Annotated in this window: 24 protein-coding genes; 1 reads left to right on the top strand and 23 read right to left on the bottom strand. The window is 63.0% G+C overall.

Annotated features, from left to right (window positions below; genetic code table 11):
- Window positions 1-14: 14 nt before the first annotated feature.
- From rplR to rpsL, 22 genes are all read right to left on the bottom strand, one after another.
- Window positions 15-377 carry a 50S ribosomal protein L18 gene (rplR, locus tag QY049_RS37145; protein ID WP_008549238.1) on the bottom strand — a complete coding sequence of 121 codons (363 nt, stop codon included), beginning with the start codon at window positions 375-377 and terminating at the stop codon, window positions 15-17.
- A gap of 11 nt (window positions 378-388) precedes the next feature.
- On the bottom strand, window positions 389-922 hold the full coding sequence (gene rplF, locus QY049_RS37140) for a 50S ribosomal protein L6 (protein ID WP_194482265.1): 534 nt from the start codon (window positions 920-922) through the stop codon (window positions 389-391).
- Between the two features lie 16 nt (window positions 923-938).
- Window positions 939-1337 carry a 30S ribosomal protein S8 gene (rpsH, locus tag QY049_RS37135; protein ID WP_015685407.1) on the bottom strand — a complete coding sequence of 133 codons (399 nt, stop codon included), beginning with the start codon at window positions 1335-1337 and terminating at the stop codon, window positions 939-941.
- 14 nt (window positions 1338-1351) lie between these two features.
- On the bottom strand, window positions 1352-1657 hold the full coding sequence (gene rpsN / locus QY049_RS37130; protein WP_057745473.1) for a 30S ribosomal protein S14: 306 nt from the start codon (window positions 1655-1657) through the stop codon (window positions 1352-1354).
- A 46-nt stretch (window positions 1658-1703) separates the two neighbouring features.
- Window positions 1704-2261, bottom strand: a complete 558-nt coding sequence (gene rplE, locus QY049_RS37125; RefSeq protein ID WP_011088141.1) for a 50S ribosomal protein L5 — start codon at window positions 2259-2261, stop codon at window positions 1704-1706.
- Window positions 2254-2568: a 50S ribosomal protein L24 gene (rplX, locus tag QY049_RS37120; protein WP_007603031.1), complete on the bottom strand. Its 315-nt coding sequence runs from the start codon at window positions 2566-2568 to the stop codon at window positions 2254-2256. The genes rplE and rplX overlap by 8 nt, the downstream gene beginning before the upstream one ends.
- On the bottom strand, window positions 2568-2936 hold the full coding sequence (gene rplN / locus QY049_RS37115) for a 50S ribosomal protein L14 (protein WP_063682754.1): 369 nt from the start codon (window positions 2934-2936) through the stop codon (window positions 2568-2570). The genes rplX and rplN overlap by 1 nt, the downstream gene beginning before the upstream one ends.
- Window positions 2937-3020: 84 nt before the next feature.
- Window positions 3021-3269, bottom strand: a complete 249-nt coding sequence (gene rpsQ / locus QY049_RS37110; protein ID WP_057745481.1) for a 30S ribosomal protein S17 — start codon at window positions 3267-3269, stop codon at window positions 3021-3023.
- 13 nt (window positions 3270-3282) lie between these two features.
- A complete protein-coding gene (gene rpmC / locus QY049_RS37105) occupies window positions 3283-3489 on the bottom strand; it encodes a 50S ribosomal protein L29 (protein ID WP_027520957.1) in 207 nt (68 codons plus the stop codon).
- Window positions 3490-3494: 5 nt separating this feature from the next.
- Window positions 3495-3908 carry a 50S ribosomal protein L16 gene (gene rplP, locus QY049_RS37100; protein WP_027535296.1) on the bottom strand — a complete coding sequence of 138 codons (414 nt, stop codon included), beginning with the start codon at window positions 3906-3908 and terminating at the stop codon, window positions 3495-3497.
- A gap of 30 nt (window positions 3909-3938) precedes the next feature.
- Window positions 3939-4664, bottom strand: coding sequence for a 30S ribosomal protein S3 (gene rpsC, locus QY049_RS37095; RefSeq protein WP_014494500.1), 726 nt, complete (start codon window positions 4662-4664; stop codon window positions 3939-3941).
- 18 nt (window positions 4665-4682) lie between these two features.
- On the bottom strand, window positions 4683-5072 hold the full coding sequence (gene rplV / locus QY049_RS37090) for a 50S ribosomal protein L22 (RefSeq protein WP_057745488.1): 390 nt from the start codon (window positions 5070-5072) through the stop codon (window positions 4683-4685).
- Between the two features lie 10 nt (window positions 5073-5082).
- Window positions 5083-5361 (bottom strand): 30S ribosomal protein S19, encoded by a 279-nt coding sequence (gene rpsS / locus QY049_RS37085; protein WP_008136357.1) that lies wholly within the window; start codon window positions 5359-5361, stop codon window positions 5083-5085.
- Window positions 5362-5373: 12 nt separating this feature from the next.
- Complete coding sequence (gene rplB / locus QY049_RS37080; RefSeq protein ID WP_194482264.1) at window positions 5374-6207, bottom strand: 50S ribosomal protein L2; 834 nt, start codon at window positions 6205-6207, stop codon at window positions 5374-5376.
- 12 nt (window positions 6208-6219) lie between these two features.
- Window positions 6220-6522, bottom strand: coding sequence for a 50S ribosomal protein L23 (locus QY049_RS37075; RefSeq protein WP_027535292.1), 303 nt, complete (start codon window positions 6520-6522; stop codon window positions 6220-6222).
- The gene (rplD, locus tag QY049_RS37070) at window positions 6519-7139 is read right to left on the bottom strand and encodes a 50S ribosomal protein L4 (RefSeq protein WP_011088150.1); all 621 of its coding nucleotides are present in this window, start codon (window positions 7137-7139) and stop codon (window positions 6519-6521) included. The genes QY049_RS37075 and rplD overlap by 4 nt, the downstream gene beginning before the upstream one ends.
- Before the next feature lies 1 nt (window position 7140).
- Entirely contained in the window at window positions 7141-7857 is a 717-nt protein-coding gene (rplC, locus tag QY049_RS37065; RefSeq protein ID WP_128951221.1) for a 50S ribosomal protein L3, read from the bottom strand.
- A gap of 53 nt (window positions 7858-7910) precedes the next feature.
- Window positions 7911-8219 (bottom strand): 30S ribosomal protein S10, encoded by a 309-nt coding sequence (gene rpsJ, locus QY049_RS37060; RefSeq protein ID WP_002712302.1) that lies wholly within the window; start codon window positions 8217-8219, stop codon window positions 7911-7913.
- Between the two features lie 82 nt (window positions 8220-8301).
- Window positions 8302-9492 carry an elongation factor Tu gene (gene tuf, locus QY049_RS37055; RefSeq protein ID WP_008136415.1) on the bottom strand — a complete coding sequence of 397 codons (1191 nt, stop codon included), beginning with the start codon at window positions 9490-9492 and terminating at the stop codon, window positions 8302-8304.
- A 40-nt stretch (window positions 9493-9532) separates the two neighbouring features.
- Entirely contained in the window at window positions 9533-11605 is a 2073-nt protein-coding gene (gene fusA / locus QY049_RS37050) for an elongation factor G (RefSeq protein ID WP_194482263.1), read from the bottom strand.
- Window positions 11606-11638: 33 nt separating this feature from the next.
- Complete coding sequence (gene rpsG / locus QY049_RS37045) at window positions 11639-12109, bottom strand: 30S ribosomal protein S7 (RefSeq protein ID WP_194482262.1); 471 nt, start codon at window positions 12107-12109, stop codon at window positions 11639-11641.
- A gap of 15 nt (window positions 12110-12124) precedes the next feature.
- On the bottom strand, window positions 12125-12496 hold the full coding sequence (rpsL, locus tag QY049_RS37040) for a 30S ribosomal protein S12 (RefSeq protein ID WP_007603006.1): 372 nt from the start codon (window positions 12494-12496) through the stop codon (window positions 12125-12127).
- A gap of 665 nt (window positions 12497-13161) precedes the next feature.
- Here rpsL and QY049_RS37035 point away from each other — a divergent pair.
- Window positions 13162-14415, top strand: a complete 1254-nt coding sequence (locus tag QY049_RS37035) for an NAD(P)/FAD-dependent oxidoreductase (protein ID WP_301270546.1) — start codon at window positions 13162-13164, stop codon at window positions 14413-14415.
- Here QY049_RS37035 and QY049_RS37030 read toward each other — a convergent pair.
- Window positions 14328-16361: an ABC transporter ATP-binding protein gene (locus QY049_RS37030; RefSeq protein WP_194482260.1), complete on the bottom strand. Its 2034-nt coding sequence runs from the start codon at window positions 16359-16361 to the stop codon at window positions 14328-14330. The two genes, QY049_RS37035 and QY049_RS37030, sit on opposite strands and share 88 nt — an antisense overlap.
- Between the last annotated feature and the right edge of the window lie 61 nt (window positions 16362-16422).

Raw genomic sequence — 16422 nt, 5'->3', positions numbered from 1 at the left:
ATCCTCAAATTCTGTTAGAAGCTCAGCCCGCTCTCACGCGCAGCGTCGGCAAGAGCCTTGACACGCCCGTGGTAGAGGTAGCTGCCGCGATCGAACACGACTTCCTTGACGCCCTTCTCGGCAGCGCGCTCGGCCAGCAGCTTGCCGACCGCCTTCGCCGCATCGATGTCGGCGCCGGTCTTGCCGCCGTCGCGCATCGCCTTCTCGAGCGAGGAGGCAGAGGCCAGCGTCTCGCCCTTCAGGTCGTCGATGACCTGGGCGTAGATGTGCTTGGACGAGCGGAACACCGACAGACGCGGACGACCACCACCGGAGCGGCGCAGCTTCAGCCGCACACTCCGCTTGCGCCGGGCATTGGTAACCTTGGCTTTGGACATGACCGGCTCCGTTACTTCTTCTTGCCTTCCTTGCGGAAGATGAATTCGCCAACATACTTCACGCCCTTGCCCTTGTAGGGCTCCGGCGGGCGATACGAGCGGATCTCAGCGGCGACCTGGCCGACGCGCTGGATGTCGCTGCCCGTCACCGTGATCTCGGTCGGCTTCGGCACGGTGATCGTGATCCCTTCCGGGATCGTGTAGATCACGTCGTGGCTGTAGCCGAGCGCGAGTTGCAGGTTCTTGCCCTGCATCGCGGCGCGGTAACCGACGCCGGTGATTTCGAGCTTCTTCTCGAAGCCCTTGGTGACGCCTTCGACCAGATTCGCGACCTGGGCGCGAGCGGTGCCGTACAGCGCCCGCGCGCGGTTGGTCTCGGCCCGCGGCTGGACCTTGATCTGGCCGCTCTCGAGCTTCACCTCGACGTCGTCATGGACGACGAACTGAAGCTGGCCCTTCGGCCCCTTCATCTTGACGGTCTGCCCGTCGACGGTCGCGGTCACACCGGACGGCACCGCCACAGGCCTTTTGCCAACACGTGACATGGATCAAAAACCCTTCTCAGAACACCGTGAAGAGGACTTCACCGCCCACGTTCGCTTCACGCGCACTGTGGTCGGCCATGATCCCCTTCGGCGTCGACAACACCGAAATACCGAGTCCGTTATTGACCCGCGGCAGGTTCTTCACCGAGGCGTAGACGCGACGCCCGGGCTTGGAAACACGTTCGATTTCGCGGATGACGGGCTCGCCGTCGAAATACTTCAGCTCGATCTCGATCTCGCTGCGACCCGAGGAGTGCTCGAGGGTCGCATAACCGCGGATGTAACCCTCGCTCTTGAGCACTTCGAGGACGTTCTCGCGCATCTTCGAGCCAGGCGTGGAGACCTTGCTCTTGGAGCGCATCTGCGCGTTGCGGATGCGGGTGATCAGATCGCTGATTGGATCGTGCGTAGACATCTAAACGACCCTCCTTACCAGCTCGACTTCACGAGGCCAGGGACCATGCCCTTGGAGCCAAGGTCGCGGAGCGCGATACGGGACAGCTTGTTCTTGCGGTAGTTCGAGCGCGGACGGCCCGACAGCTCGCAACGCAGACGGATGCGGGTGGCCGACGAATTGCGCGGCATTTCCGCAAGCTTCAGGGTCGCGGCGAACCGCTCCTCCATCGGCAGCGTCTTGTCGGCGATGATCGCCTTCAACCGCTCGCGCTTCGGGGCGGCGTTCTTCACCATCCGCTTGCGCCGGTTGTTCTTCTCGACTGAACTCTTCTTTGCCATGCTTGGCTCCTGGGTATCCGCGTTTGAGAGGCTTTAGGTCAGCGTCTCACTGCCGGAACGGGAAATTGAAAGCGGTCAACAAGGCCCTCGCCTCTTCGTCGGTCTTGGCCGTGGTGCAGACGGTGATGTCCATGCCGCGGGCTTCCGTGACCTTGTCGAAGTCGATCTCGGGGAAAATGATGTGCTCCTTGATGCCGAGCGAGTAGTTGCCGCGGCCGTCAAAGCTCTTCGGGTTCAGGCCGCGGAAGTCGCGGACGCGCGGCAGCGCGACCGTCACCAGGCGATCGATGAACTCGTACATGCGGGCCTTGCGCAGCGTGACCTTGCAGCCGATCGGCTGGTTCTCACGCAGCTTGAAGGTCGCGATCGCGATGCGCGAATAGGTCACGATCGCCTTCTGGCCGGCGATCTGGGTCAGTTCGGCAGCGGCGGTCTCGGCCTTCTTGCGGTCGTTGACGCTGTCGCCCACGCCCATGTTCAGCACGACCTTGTCCAGGCGCGGAACCTGCATCACGTTCTCATAACCGAACTTCTCGGTCATGGCCGTGCGGATCTTCGCGTCGTATTCCGCGCGCAGGCGCGGGGTGTAAGCGGCCTCAGCCATCGATCTCAGCTCCCGAGCTCTTGGCGATGCGGACCTTCTTGCCGTCCGCCAGAATCTTGAATCCGACGCGGGTCGGCTTTCCGTCCTTGCCGACATACGCGATGTTGGACAGTTGGATCGGCGACTCCTTCGAGATGATGCCGCCCTCCTGGGCCTGCGTCTGCTTCTGGTGACGCTTGACCATGTTGATGCCGCGCACGAGCGCCGTGCCGGCGTCGGGGCGAACTTCGAACACTTCGCCGGTGCGACCCTTGTCGCGGCCGGTCAGCACGACGACCTTGTCGCCCTTGCGGATCTTCGCAGCCATCACAGCACCTCCGGCGCGAGCGAAATGATCTTCATGTGGTTCTTGGCGCGCAGCTCGCGCGGCACGGGCCCGAAGATACGGGTGCCGACCGGCTCGGACTGATTGTTGATCAGAACGGCGGCGTTGCGGTCGAACCGGATGACCGAACCGTCAGCGCGGCGGATGTCCTTGCGGACACGCACCACGACGGCCTTCATCACGTCGCCCTTCTTCACCTTGCCACGCGGAATGGCTTCCTTGATCGAAACGACAATGACGTCGCCGATCGTGGCGTAGCGGCGCTTGGAGCCTCCGAGCACCTTGATACACATGACACGGCGTGCGCCAGAATTGTCGGCCACGTCGAGGTTGGTCTGCATCTGAATCATTGATGCACCTCGTCCTCTTTCTCTTTGCGCCAGCCTAGCCGGCGCTCAACATTTCCCTGAAGTCAGTCGGCCAAGGCCAACAGATCAGGCGCTTTTCTTGTGTTCGCCCCGGATCACGATCCAGCACTTCAACTTCGAGATCGGCTTGGTCTCTTCGATCCAGACCATGTCGCCCGGCTTGAACTCGTTGTTCTCGTCGTGCGCGTGGTAGTTCTTCGAACGGCGGATGGTCTTCTTGTAGATCGGGTGCGTGAAGCGGCGATCGACGCGCACCACGACGGTCTTGGCAGTCTTGTCGCTGACGACCACGCCTTGCAAAGTACGTTTCGGCATATCCGTTAGCCCCTTACTTCTTCTTCGCGCGCTGCTGCGCGGCGACGGTCTTGATCCGGGCGATGTCGCGGCGAGCCTCGCGCAGACGCGAGGTGTTCTCGAGCTGCCCGGTGGCACGCTGGAAGCGCAGGTTGAAGCGCTCCTTCTTCAGGTTCAGGACGGCGTCGTCCTGCTGGTCGGGGCTCATCGCGCGGATGTCTTCGATCTTCATCTGGGCCATGGCCATTACTCCGCAATGCGCTCGACGAAGCGCGTCTTGATCGGCAGCTTGGCGGCCGCCAGGGTCAGCGCCTCACGCGCCGTCTGGGTGTTGACGCCGTCGATCTCGAACAGCACCCGGCCCGGCTTGACGCGGGCGACCCACAATTCCGGCGAACCCTTGCCGGAGCCCATGCGGACTTCGGCCGGCTTCTTCGACACCGGAACGTCGGGGAACACGCGGATCCAGACGCGGCCGGCGCGCTTCATGTGGCGGGTCAGCGCGCGGCGGGCGGCTTCGATCTGACGCGCGGTGACGCGCTCAGGCTCGGTCGCCTTCAGGCCGAACTGGCCGAACGCCAACGTCGCGCCCGAAGTCGCAACGCCGTGAATGCGGCCCTTATGCGCCTTCCGGAACTTCGTTTTCTTAGGTTGCATCATGGCTTTAAGCCCTCAAATTCCTGTGCTGGATCAGGCCGCAGCCGTATCGCGGCGCTGACGGCCACCACGATCACCACTGCCACCCGTCTCGCCCTCGGCCATTCTCTTGTCCTGGGCCATCGGATCGTGCTCGAGGATCTCGCCCTTGAAGATCCAGACCTTGACGCCGCAGGTGCCGAAGGTCGTGAACGCGGTCGCAACGCCGTAGTCGATGTCGGCGCGCAGCGTATGCAGCGGCACGCGACCCTCGCGATACCACTCCATGCGCGCGATCTCCGCACCGCCCAGACGACCCGAGCAGTTGATGCGGATGCCTTCCGCGCCGAGACGCATCGCCGACTGAACGGCGCGCTTCATGGCGCGGCGGAACGCCACGCGGCGCTCTAGCTGCTGCGCGATCGATTCGGCCACCAGCGTCGCGTCGAGTTCCGGCTTGCGGATTTCGACGATGTTGATGACGACGTCGGACGAGGTGATGTCCGCGACCTTCTTGCGAAGCTTGTCGATGTCGGCGCCCTTCTTGCCGATCACCACGCCCGGACGAGCCGAGTGGATGGTGACGCGGCACTTCTTGTGCGGACGCTCGATCACGATACGGGCGACGGCCGCCTGCTTGAGCTCCTTGTGCAGGATCTCGCGGATCTTGACGTCCTCATGCAGCAGCTTGCCGTATTCCTGCTTGCCGGCGAACCAGCGGGAATCCCAGGTCCGGTTGATGCCGAGACGCAGACCGATCGGATTGATCTTTTGACCCATCGTTTTCTCCTGCGACCCTTAAGCCGCTGCTGCTTCGGCTTCGACCTGACGAACAATGATCGTCAGCTGCGAAAATGGTTTGTAGACGCGGCCCGAGCGGCCACGGCCGCGGGCGGCAAAGCGCTTCATCACGAGGCCGTTGCCGACGAAGGCCTGCGCCACGACGAGATCATCGACGTCGAGGTCGTGGTTGTTTTCGGCATTGGCGATAGCCGATTCCAGGCACTTCTTCACGTCAACCGCGATCCGCTTGCGCGAAAACTGCAGGTCGGCGAGCGCAGCAGAAGCCTTCCGGCCGCGAATGAGCTGGGCGACCAGGTTGAGCTTCTGCGGGCTCACCCGCAGCATCCGGGCGACCGCCTTGGCCTCGTTCTCGGCGAGGCTCCGTTCGCGCTTAGGTTTGCTCATCGTTTAATCCTCAAGCCTTCTTGGCTTTCTTGTCGCCCGAGTGGCCATGGAAGGTCCGGGTCGGCGAGAACTCGCCGAACTTGTGACCGACCATTTCCTCGTTGACGGCCACCGGCACGTGCTTCTGACCGTTGTAGACGCCGAAGGTCAGGCCGACGAACTGCGGCAGGATCGTCGAGCGACGGCTCCAGATCTTGATGACGTCGTGACGGCCGGACGCGCGCGCGGCATCTGCCTTCTTGAGCAGAGAACCCTCGACGAACGGGCCTTTCCAGACTGAACGAACCATGTCCGTCGTTCCTTACTTCTTCCGCTTGTGGCGGCTTAGGAGAATGAATTTGTTGGTCGACTTGTTGGTGCGGGTCTTCTTGCCCTTGGTCGGCTTGCCCCACGGGGTGACCGGGTGGCGACCGCCCGAGGTACGACCTTCACCACCGCCGTGCGGATGGTCGATCGGGTTCATTGCGACACCGCGGTTGTGCGGGCGACGGCCCATCCAACGCTTGCGACCGGCCTTGCCGATCGAGGTGTTCATGTGGTCCGGATTCGACACCGCACCGATCGTACCGCGGCAACGGCCGTGCACCAGGCGCTGCTCACCCGAGTTCAGGCGGATGATCACGTAGTCCTGGTCGCGGCCGACGAGCTGGGCGTAGGTGCCGGCGGACCGGGCGAGCTGGCCGCCCTTCCCGATCTTGACCTCGATGTTGTGGATGATCGTGCCGACCGGCATGTTGCCGAGCGGCATGACGTTGCCCGGCTTCACGTCGACGTAGTTGCCGGCGACGATGGTATCACCCACGGCCAGGCGCTGCGGCGCCAGGATGTAGGCCTGTTCGCCGTCCTGATACTTGATCAGCGCGATGAAGCCGGTCCGGTTCGGATCGTACTCGAGCCGCTCGACGGTTGCGGGAACGTCGATCTTCTCACGCTTGAAGTCGACGGTACGCAGCGTCTGCTTGTGGCCACCGCCACGGAAGCGCACGGTGATGCGACCGGTGTTGTTGCGGCCACCCGAGGACTTCTTGCCTTCGGTGAGCGCCTTGACCGGCTTGCCCTTGTAGAGGGCTGAACGATCGACCATGACCAGCTGGCGCTGACCCGGTGTCGTGGGATTGAATTTCTTCAGTGCCATCGTCGTGCGACCTTACAGACCGGTGGTCACGTCGATCCGATGACCCTCTTCGAGGGTCACGATCGCGCGCTTGGTGTTCGACTGCGAGCCGAGATTTCCGCGGAAGACCTTGGTCTTGCCCTTGCGGACCAGCGTGTTGACGCTCTTGACCTTGACGTCAAACAGCTTCTCGATCGCTTCCTTGATCTGCGGCTTGGTCGCCTTCGCGGCCACCTTGAACAGAACCTTGTTGTGCTCGGACGCCAGCGTCGCCTTTTCGGTGACGACCGGGGCGACGATCACGTCGTAATGGCGAGCCTCGATGTTCTTCGTCATTTGAAGCGCGCCTCCAGCGCATCGATGGCGGCCTTGGTCAGAACGAGCTTCTGACGGCGCAGGATGTCATAGACGTTGATGCCCTGGATCGGCAGCACGTCCATGTTCGGGATGTTGCGGGCCGCCGCGGCAAAGCCGTTGTTGAGCTCGGCACCGTCAATGATCAGCGCGTTGGTGAGCCCCAGGCCCGAGAAGTGACCGAGCAGCGCCTTGGTCTTGGCAGCCTCCAGCGCCGCCTTGTCGATCACGAGCAGATCGCCGTCCTTGGCCTTGGCCGAGAGCGCATGCTTCAGAGCGAGCGCACGGACCTTCTTCGGCAGGTCGGTGGCGTGCGAACGCACGACCGGACCGAAGGCACGACCGCCGCCGCGGAACTGCGGCACGCGGGCCGAGCCGTGACGAGCACCGCCGGTCCCCTTCTGCTTGTACATCTTCTTGCCGGTGCGCCAGATCTCGGCGCGACCCTTGGCCTTGTGCGTACCGGCCTGACGCTTGTTGAGCTGCCACTGCACGCAACGTGCAATGATGTCCTGGCGCGGCTCGAGGCCGAAAATGGCGTCGGACAGCTGGACGGAGCCCGCTTCCTTGCCCTCGAGAGTGGTGACCTTCAATTCCATCTCACGCACCCTCTTGCTGGGCCGCAGCCTCGGCTTCGCCGCCCGCAACCTTGAACTTGCCGGGCTTCGGAGCTTCCTTCGGCAGCGGCTTCTTGACGGCGTCGCGCACGCGGATCCAGCCGCCCTTGGAGCCGGGAACGGCGCCCTCGACGAGGATCAGGCCACGCTCGACGTCGAGCTGAACGACGCGCAGGTTGAGCGTGGTGATGCGGTCGACGCCCATGTGGCCGGGCATCTTCTTGTTCTTCCAGGTCTTGCCGGGGTCCTGACGACCACCGGTCGAACCGATCGAACGGTGCGAGACCGACACACCGTGCGTGGCGCGCAGACCGCCGAAGTTCCAGCGCTTCATACCGCCGGCGAAGCCCTTACCGACCGATGTGCCGGTGACGTCGACGAACTGGCCGACGACGAAATGGTCGGCGAGGATCTCGGCGCCCACGGGGATCATGGCGTCCGCGGAAACGCGGAACTCCTCGACCTGCCGCTTCGGCTCGACCTTGGCGACCGCGAACTGGCCGCGCTCTGCCTTGGGCATGTACACGGTCTTGCGGCTGCCAGAACCAAGCTGGAGCGCAACGTAACCGTTCTTCTCTTCAGTGCGGTGGCCTACGACCTGGCAATTGCCGAGCTTCAGCACGGTCACGGGGATATGTTCGCCGGCCTCTGTAAAGACCCGCGTCATCCCGACCTTTTGTGCGATCACTCCGGAGCGCATCGGCGTGCTTCCTGTTCTTTCTGTCCGCTAGGTGCGAACGTGATCCAAAAATCTTAGAGCTTGATCTCGACGTCGACACCGGCGGCCAGGTCGAGCTTCATCAAAGCATCGACGGTCTGCGGGGTCGGATCGACGATGTCGAGCAGACGCTTGTGAGTGCGCATCTCGAACTGTTCGCGGCTCTTCTTGTCGACGTGGGGCGAACGGTTGACGGTGAACTTCTCGATGCGGGTGGGCAGCGGAATGGGTCCGCGAACCTGCGCACCGGTGCGCTTCGCCGTGTTCACGATCTCGCGGGTCGACGTATCGAGGATACGATGGTCGAACGCCTTGAGACGGATGCGAATATTCTGGCCGTTCATTGCCGTGGTCTCTCTTCGTTGGGTGGCGAATAGCGAATAGCGAATGTCACCATTCGCCACTCGCCGGTCCCTATTCTCGTAATTACTCGATGATCGAAGCGACGACGCCGGCGCCGACGGTGCGGCCACCTTCGCGGATCGCGAAGCGGAGCTTCTCTTCCATCGCGATCGGCACGATCAGGTGCACTTCCATCGCGATGTTGTCGCCCGGCATCACCATCTCGGTACCTTCCGGCAGGTGCACGACACCGGTCACGTCGGTGGTGCGGAAGTAGAACTGCGGACGGTAGTTGGTGAAGAACGGGGTGTGGCGACCGCCCTCCTCCTTGGTGAGGATGTAAGCCTCAGCCTTGAACTTGGTGTGCGGCTTGACCGAACCCGGCTTGCACAGCACCTGGCCGCGCTCGACGTCTTCACGCTTGGTGCCGCGGAGCAGCGCACCGATGTTGTCGCCGGCCTGGCCCTGATCGAGCAGCTTGCGGAACATTTCGACGCCGGTGACGGTGGTCTTCTGGGTCGCGCGGAGACCGACGATCTCGATTTCCTCGCCGACCTTGACGATGCCGCGCTCGACACGGCCGGTCACGACGGTGCCGCGGCCCGAGATCGAGAACACGTCTTCAACCGGCATCAGGAACGGCTGGTCGATCGGACGCTCCGGCTGCGGGATGTACTCGTCGACGTTCTTCATCAGCTCGAGGATGGCGTCGTGGCCGAGCTTCTTGTCGCTGTCTTCGAGAGCGGCGAGCGCCGAACCCTTGATGATCGGAATCTTGTCGCCCGGGAAGTCGTACTTCGAGAGCAGCTCGCGGACTTCGAGCTCGACGAGCTCGAGGAGCTCCGGATCGTCGACCATGTCGCACTTGTTGAGGAACACGACGAGCGCGGGCACGCCGACCTGGCGGGCGAGCAGAATGTGCTCGCGGGTCTGCGGCATCGGGCCGTCAGCGGCCGACACGACCAGGATCGCGCCGTCCATCTGGGCGGCACCGGTGATCATGTTCTTCACGTAGTCGGCGTGGCCGGGGCAGTCGACGTGCGCGTAGTGGCGGTTCGGTGTCTCGTACTCGACGTGCGCGGTCGAGATGGTGATGCCGCGCGCCTTCTCTTCCGGCGCCTTGTCGATCTGGTCGTACGCGGTGAACGTCGCGCCGCCGGCTTCGGCGAGAACCTTGGTGATCGCCGCGGTCAGCGACGTCTTGCCATGGTCGACGTGACCGATGGTACCGATGTTGCAGTGCGGCTTGTTACGTTCAAACTTAGCTTTGGCCATTTGACTCTCCGTTCAATCGTCAGTTCGTGACCGACGACAATCAGGCAAACTTCTTCTGGACTTCTGCCGACACGTTGGCCGGCGCTTCTGCGTAGTGGTCGAACTGCATGGTGAAGGTTGCGCGACCCTGGCTCATCGAGCGCAGGTTATTCACGTAACCGAACATGTTCATGAGCGGCACCATCGCGTTGATGACGTTGGCGTTGCCGCGCATGTCCTGCCCCTGGATCTGACCGCGCCGGGAATTCAGGTCGCCGATGACCGAACCGGTGTAGTCTTCCGGGGTCACCACTTCGACCTTCATGATCGGCTCGAGCAGGACGGACTTGCCCTTCTGCAAGGCTTCGCGGAATGCAGCGCGCGAGGCGATTTCGAAGGCGAGCGCCGACGAGTCGACGTCGTGATACTTGCCGTCGACGAGCTGAACCTTGACGTCGACCACGGGGAAGCCCGCAACCACGCCAGAGCTCATCACGCTGTTGAGGCCCTTTTCGACGCCGGGGATGTATTCCTTCGGCACCGCGCCGCCGACGATCTTCGACTCGAACTCGTAGCCCTTGCCGGGCTCGTTCGGCTCGACGACGATCGACACTTCGGCGAACTGACCGGTACCACCGGTCTGCTTCTTGTGCGTGTACTTGACTTCGGCCTTCTTGGTGACGCGCTCACGGAACGCAACCTGCGGCGCGCCGATGTTGGCGTCGACCTTGTAGGTGCGGCGGAGAATGTCGACCTTGATGTCGAGGTGGAGTTCGCCCATGCCCTTGAGAATGGTCTGGCCGGACTCCTGGTCGGTCGACACGCGGAAGGACGGATCCTCCGCAGCGAGCTTGGCCAGAGCCACACCCAGCTTTTCCTGGTCGGCCTTGGACTTCGGCTCGATCGCGATCTCGATGACCGGCTCGGGGAATTCCATCTTCTCCAGGATCACCTGCTTGTCGGGATCGCACAGCGTGTCACCGGTGCGCGCTTCCTTCAGGCCAGCCAAAGCGACGATGTCGCCAGCATAGGCTTCCTTGATGTCTTCGCGGTTGTTCGCATGCATCAACAGCATGCGTCCAATGCGCTCCTTCTTCTCACGGGTCGAGTTCACGACGCCGGTGCCGCTCTGCAGAACGCCGGAATAGATGCGGCAGAAGGTGATGGTGCCGACGAACGGATCGTCCATGATCTTGAACGCGAGCAGAGCCAGCGGCTCCTTGTCGTCCGCCTTGCGCACGACCTCGTTGCCGCTGTCGTCGGTACCCTTGATCGCGGGCACGTCGATCGGCGACGGCAGATAGTCGACGACGGCATCCAGCAGCGGCTGCACGCCCTTGTTCTTGAAGGCCGAGCCGCACAGCACGGGATAGAACGCGCCGGTCAGCACCGCCTTGCGGAGCAGACGCTTCAGGGTCGCCTCGTCCGGCTCCTTGCCGTCGAGATAGGCGGCCATGGCGTCGTCATCGAGCTCGACGGCGGCTTCCACCATCTTCTCGCGGTATTCCTTGGCCTGCTCGACCATGTCTTCCGGAATGTCGACGTAGTCGAACTTCGCGCCGAGCGACTCGTCGTTCCAGACGATGCCCTTCATCTTCACGAGGTCGACGAGACCCTTGAAGTTGTTCTCGGCACCGATCGGAAGCTGAATCGCGATCGGCTTGGCACCGAGGCGGTCCACGATGTCGGCAAGGCACTTGAAGAAGTCGGCGCCGGTCTTGTCCATCTTGTTGGCGAAGACGATGCGCGGAACCTTGTACTTGTCGCCCTGGCGCCAGACGGTTTCGGTCTGGGGCTCGACGCCCTGGTTCGAGTCGAGCACGCAGACGGCGCCATCGAGCACGCGCAGCGAACGCTCGACTTCGATGGTGAAGTCGACGTGACCGGGGGTGTCGATGATGTTCAGGCGCTTGCCGGCCCAGAAGGCGGTGGTCGCAGCGGAGGTGATCGTGATGCCACGCTCCTGCTCCTGCTCCATCCAGTCCATCGTCGCGGCACCTTCGTGCACTTCGCCGATCTTGTGGCTCTTGCCGGTGTAATAAAGGATGCGCTCGGTCGTGGTCGTCTTGCCGGCGTCGATATGCGCCATGATACCGAAGTTACGGTAGTCTTCGATGGCATGTTGGCGGGGCATGGGGTGTTCCTTGCGAGTCCGTTTGCTTCGCCGTTACCAGCGATAGTGCGAGAAGGCACGGTTGGCTTCCGCCATCCGGTGCACGTCTTCGCGCTTCTTGACGGCGTTGCCACGGTTGTTCGATGCGTCGAGGAGTTCGGCCGAAAGACGCTCGGTCATGGTCTTCTCGTTGCGCTCGCGCGCAGCCGAGATCAGCCAGCGAATGCCCAGAGCCTGACGACGGGTCGAGCGAACCTCGACCGGAACCTGGTAGGTCGCGCCGCCAACGCGGCGGGAGCGCACCTCGATCGTCGGCATGACGTTCTCGAGCGCCTGCTCGAACACGCCGAGGGGGCTCTGCTTGGTCTTGGCTTCGATGAGACCGAACGCACCGTAGACGATGCCCTCGGCGACCGACTTCTTGCCGGCGTACATCACCGAGTTCATGAACTTCGTGACGATGATGTTCCCGAACTTCGGATCGGGAAGAACTTCGCGCTTTTCCGCTGAGTGGCGACGAGACATTGAGCTGGTTCCCGCTTACTTCGGACGCTTCGCGCCGTACTTCGAACGACGCTGCTTACGGTTCTTGACGCCCTGGGTATCCAGAACGCCGCGGAGGATGTGGTAGCGCACGCCGGGCAAGTCCTTGACGCGACCGCCGCGGATCATGACCACCGAGTGCTCCTGGAGGTTATGACCCTCACCCGGGATGTAGCCGATCACCTCGAAGCCGTTGGTCAGACGCACCTTGGCGACCTTACGAAGCGCCGAGTTCGGCTTCTTCGGGGTCGTGGTGTAGACGCGCGTGCAAACGCCACGCTTCTGCGGCGACTGCTGCAGCGCCGGCACCTTCTTGCGCGACTTCTGCACTTCACGCGGTTGAGCGATCAGCTGGTTGATCGTCGGCATCCTGGCCTTACCCTTTGTTATCGCGGCCCCTTGCGGATCCGCTGTCTTGCCGCGGCCCGTTGCCGGGACCGCAAATTCTTGTCGCGCTACCCGCCGACGGAGGCCACCTCGCACGGAACAATCCGCACAAAGCGAAATCGCGCCAACCGCCCATTGCTGAGTGGAAAGCGCTTCGACGCCACAGAGGACCGCAGTATTGAGGCCGATCAGCGTGAAGCCGCGGCCCGCGCACTGAGGTCATGCATCCGAATTCGGTCTCAGGAGAACTTGCTCGAGAGGCCTAAAATCGCACTGGCATTGCCTAGCTATTATCGACAGCGTTTGAGCGGCATTCGTCGAGGTTGGTGCCCGTTTGGCGATCCCAGGGGATCAACGGGTGGCCCGTTCCGACGTTGGCAATGCTCACCGCCTGTCGTTAAGTGAGGCGCTTTCTATAAGTGAGAATCGCTCAAGTCAAGGCGAAACCACAGCTGGAAAGCGCTTCGCGCGCCTCCGGAAATCGCCCGTTGGGCACCCTCGCCGCGCCTCCCTGATGTGGGAAAGCCGCCCTGTTCCGCCAGCCCACAAGTCATTTATACCCGGAAGAAATATACTTTTATATCGCCCGCTAAGGCTTTTTTTCCTGTTGATGCGTCAATCTGCCGCCTCCGGCAGAGACAAGCGCCATGCGGTACACCGATATTGCCATCATTGGCGGGGGACTGGCCGGCTCGACGGCCGCTGCGATGCTCGGGCGCGCCGGCATTTCGGCAGTCATGATCGACCCGCATGAGACCTACCCGGTCGATTTTCGCGTCCAGAAACTCAGCGGTCACGGACAGGTCGAGCGATTTCAGCGGACGGGAATCGCCGACTCGGTGCTGCGCCGGGCGACTTTCTCCGGCGAGAACTGGATCGCGCGCTTCGGCCATCTGCTCGACAAGGCGCCGAGTCGGCAGTTCAACATCCTCTACGGTTCCCTGGTCAACGCGATCCGCGACGAAATCCCCGAGACGGTCGAGCGAATCTGGACCAAAGCCGTATCGGTCGAGACCAGCCCGGAGCGGCAGAGAATCGCCCTCGCGAATGGCGAGGCCATCTCGGCCCGTCTGGTGGTGCTCGCCAACGGCCTGAACGTCGGCCTGCGCCACCAGCTTGGGATCGAGCGCAACGTCATCAGCGCCTGCCATTCGATCTCGATCGGCTTCGACGTGGTGCCGGCGGGACGGACTTCGTTCGACTTCCCGGCGCTGACCTATTTCTCGGAGCGGCCGAGCGATCGGATCCCCTATTTCTCGCTGTTTCCGATCGGCCCGCGGATGCGGGCCAATCTGTTCGTGTACCGCGGTTTCGACGATCCTTGGCTGCGCGAGTTCCGCCGCGCGCCGGCCGAGACATTGAACGCCTCCCTGCCGCGGCTGAAGCGCATCACCGGCGCCTTCGACATCGCCGGCGAGCCGAAGATCCGTCCCGTCGACCTCTACGTGAACGATGCCGGCCATCAGCCAGGCGTGGTGCTGGCGGGCGATGCCTTTGCCACCTCTTGCCCGGTTGCGGGCACCGGCTGCGACAAGGTCTTCACCGACGTCGAGCGGCTCTGCAACGTCTACATCCCACAATGGCTGGCGTCCGACGCGATGGATGCGAACAAGATCGCCGGCTACTATGCCGATCCGGTCAAGCGGGCCTGCGATGAATGGTCGGCGGCGAAAGCCTTCCACTTCCGCTCGGTTTCGATGGCAACCGGCCCGTACTGGACGGCGCAGCGCTGGGCGCGCTTCATGGCGTGGTCGACCCAGGGATTATTGCGCAGGCTTGGAGGCGCCTTCGATCTGGAGCCGAACTTCCTTGGTCACTCCTCCTCCTCGTCCTCGTCCTCATCATCCTCGTCGAGGTCGTCCTCATCCTCGTCGTCATCGTCGCTGTCGTCTTCAGCCTGAGCGGCCCCGCCGTGCGGCTGATGGATCTGGTCGTTCCAGAGCTTGCGATAGGTGCCGTTCTTGGCGAGCAGTTCGGCGTGCGAGCCGCGCTCGATCGCCCTGCCCCCTGAAATCACGATGATCTCGTCCATCTCGACCACCGAAGTCAGGCGGTGGGTCGACCAGATCATGGTGCGGCCCTTGGCGACCTTCAGCAACGTGCGGTTGATCGCAGCCTCGGTGGTCTGGTCGAGCGCCGAGGTGGCCTCATCCAGCAGCAGCACGGAAGGGTTACGGATGATCGCGCGCGCGATCGCGATGCGCTGGCGCTGGCCGCCCGACAGCGTGTCGCCGCGCTCACCGACCGGCGTGTCGTAGCGCTGCGGCAGGCTCATGATGTAGCGGTGGATCTCGGCCTTCTTGGCGGCCTCCTCCACCTCCGCGTCGGTGGCGCCTTCCTTGCCGAGCCGGATGTTCTCGCGGATCGACATGTTGAACAGCATGTTCTCCTGGAACACCACGGCCATGCTCCGACGCAGCGAATCCAGCGTCACCTTGCGTACGTCGACGCCGTCGATGGTGACGCGCCCCTCGTCCGGCACGTAAAGCCGCAGGATCAGATTGAGGAGCGTGCTTTTGCCGGAGCCTGACGGGCCGACGATGGCGATGCTCTTGCCGGCATTGAGCTTGAGGCTGAGATTGTCCAGCACCGGCGTCTGGCCGCCCTCGTACTGGAACGTGACGTGGTCGAAGGTGATGTCGTTGGTGATGCGCGGCAGATCTGGCGCACCCGGGCGATCGGCCCCGCGGGTCGGCTCGTCGAGCAACTCCTGGATGTGACGGATTGCAGCAGCCGAGGAGATCGACACCGGGATGAAGTGCATCACGTGGGCGATGTTGTAGGACACTTCCCAGAACGCGCTCTCGAAGGTGACGAAGGTACCGATGGTGATCTGGCCCTTGGTCGCCAGATAAGCGCCGATGGCGAGCACGACGAGGTGCAACAGCAGCACCGAGATGGTGACCGTCCGCTCCACCATCGTCGACAGGAACGCCGCGGCCGCAATCCTGTCGCGGGTCGCGTCGTTGCGGAAGCTGAAGAAGCCGAACATCTTGCGTTGCAGGCTGAACGCCTTGATCACGGCCTGCGCTGCCACGTTCTCCTGCACCATGCCGAGCAGTGCGCTTTCGTTGAGCTTCTGCTCGTAATTGGCCTGCACCGCCTTGGGCGTCAGGATGCGCGGGCCAATCAGCGTGATCGGAAACACCAGCAGCGCGACCACGGCGAGCTGCCAGTTCAGGAACAGCATCAGAATGATGCCGGCGATCAACTCCAGGAACGGCAGCGCCGCGCTGTTGGCAAAGGTCTTGACCGAGCCTTCGAAAGCCGAGAGGTCGACCGAAAAGCGCGACAGGATCTCACCGCGCTTGGTGCGGCCGAAATAGGCCGCCGGCAGATCCTGGACGTGCTCGAACAGCCGCTTGCGGACGTCGGAGATGATGCAGGCGGCCAGCCGTGCGTCCCAACGCTCGTACCAGACCGCGACAATCGATGTGAAGATACCGGCGACCGCGAGCACGCCGAGGATCTTGTACAGCGCCTGGAAATCCTCCTCGCCGAGCGCATCGTCGATGAGGAATTTGAGGCTGAGCGGCATGATGACGTTGAACAGCGTCTCGACCAGAACGCCGAACGCCACATAGCCCAGGATGCGCTTGTAGTTGGACAGGAAGGGTCTGACGAAACCGAGGATGGTCGCCAGCGCGCCGGCGGCTTCGCGGGCGGTAAAGACGACGAGATCCTCGTCATCATCGTCCTCGAGCTCGAGCTCGTCGTCGTCCTCGTCTTGGTCGTCCTCGTCGTCTTCCAGCTCGGGCTCCTGACCGGCGACGAGCTTGTCCTCGAGCTCGGCCGCCTCTTGCGCGGCGAGCTTCTGTTTGTCGGGAGAGAGAGGCCTGGACGCCATGAAACCAACCGATGCTGACGGCCGGCATGACCGCAGAGAAAGCAGGGAAATAGCGGAAGCC

The sequence above is a fragment of the Bradyrhizobium sp. WYCCWR 13022 genome (assembly GCF_030435535.1).
Classification (GTDB): domain Bacteria; phylum Pseudomonadota; class Alphaproteobacteria; order Rhizobiales; family Xanthobacteraceae; genus Bradyrhizobium.
This window is presented reverse-complemented; position numbering and strand designations above follow the sequence as displayed.